The sequence below is a fragment of the Paenibacillus zanthoxyli JH29 genome, assembly GCF_000520715.1.
Classification (GTDB): domain Bacteria; phylum Bacillota; class Bacilli; order Paenibacillales; family Paenibacillaceae; genus Paenibacillus_AQ; species Paenibacillus_AQ zanthoxyli.
In genome coordinates, this window is sequence record NZ_ASSD01000206.1 from 1 (window position 1) to 1,567 (window position 1,567).

The 1,567-nt window shown below is 48.6% G+C and carries 1 protein-coding gene; it reads right to left on the reverse strand.

Features of this window, described 5'->3' with window-relative positions:
- Positions 1 to 1,152: MFS transporter (locus L691_RS0107945; RefSeq protein ID WP_025689861.1), on the reverse strand; the 1,152-nt coding region annotated here is incomplete at its 3' end.
- Positions 1,153 to 1,567: the final 415 nt, after the last annotated feature.

The following is a 1,567-nucleotide window of genomic DNA, read 5'->3' on the forward strand; positions in this document are numbered from 1 at the left end:
GACAATATCGATTATATGACCGATGAACAGCGAGCCGATGCCGCCAAGGCCGAAAGCCAGTCCGGTAATTAGCCCGGAGACGGTGCCGATATTGCCGGGATACAGCATTTGCGCATAAATGACGGTGACCGAGAAACTGGACAGCAGGATAAATCCGCCGATCAGCAGCAGTACGCCTGCCCAAAATTGCCCTACAAACGGGAGCGCAAGCCCGAACGGAACCGTTCCAACCATAGAGAACAGGATAAGATTCCGCCGTCCGAACCGGTCCGCAAGCGGGCCTCCGAAGAGAGTCCCAAGCGCTCCGGCAGCCAAGTACATAAAAATATAGTTCTGTGCGCTATCCAGCACCAGACCGTATTTCTCCATTAAATAGAACGCATAGTAGCTTCCGATGGCCTGACCGTACCATGAGCGTACAAAAACGATTAAGACCAGAACGATTGTTGCCCTCAAAATGCTTTTCCTTCTGGCGGGGTCCATTGCGCGGGACGCGGTTTTTTTGCTGAACGTGTAACCTGCATCCAACATCTCCCGGTACCACCGGGCCACATAGGTCTGCACCACGACACCGGCGGCTGCAATGATCGTAAAGCCCAAAGCGCCAATCTGCCCGAACGGGATAAAAATCCACTTCGTCAGCAGCGGACCGAGCGACTGTCCCGCGTTGCCTCCAACCTGAAAAATGGATTGAGACAAGCCCTTTTTAAGACCGGCCGCCATATGTGCAACACGCATACCTTCGGGATGAAAGGTTGCCGATCCGAACCCGATCAGAATAACGGAGAGCAGCACCAGGGCATAATTATTGGCATAGGCCAGCAGCAGAACTCCCGTTAAAGTGCTGCCCATCCCGAGCGGAAGCAGGATCGGACGCGGATGGCGGTCTGCGGCGTAGCCGATAACCGGCTGAATAACCGAAGACGTAACGTTGAGCGCAAACGCGATCCATCCGATTTGGGCGAAGGAGAGCAGCATATTACTCTTAAGGATAGGAAAAATAGCCGGGATAACCGCTTGAATGGAGTCGTTGAACAGGTGGACGAAACCGACGGCCAGCAGAATCCGGTAGATTGTGGCCTGCTGAAGATTGCGCTGCTCTCCGGCTGTCACATTTACCTGTGATAGGGTAGACGCTGATTGATTTCTCATAACAGCTCCTTTCTATAATATTAAGCCGGGCACTCGATATGGATTACGATAACTCGTATTACTGCTTCAGTGCAATGAACATTCTACAAAAACTATGAGATATAGACCGATTAATACCTTTGCGTGAAAGATAAATCATTTATTTTTAAAAAAAGGGTTGCAAGTTGGAGATAGGCATGATATATTATTTCTTGTCGCTCGCGAGGTTGTGATGAAGTTGAAAATCACGATTGAAAAAAGAGTTGACGAACAAAAGAGAATGTGTTATTCTATAATTCCTGTGCATGAGACGAAATGTTCAAAATGCCGGGTGCAAGTTCTTTGAAAACTGAACAAATGGAACACGTTAATATAAATGATTCATGTGAATGAATCGTCAGTTTCAAAATGAGCGAATCGCTCTTTCAATATCTTA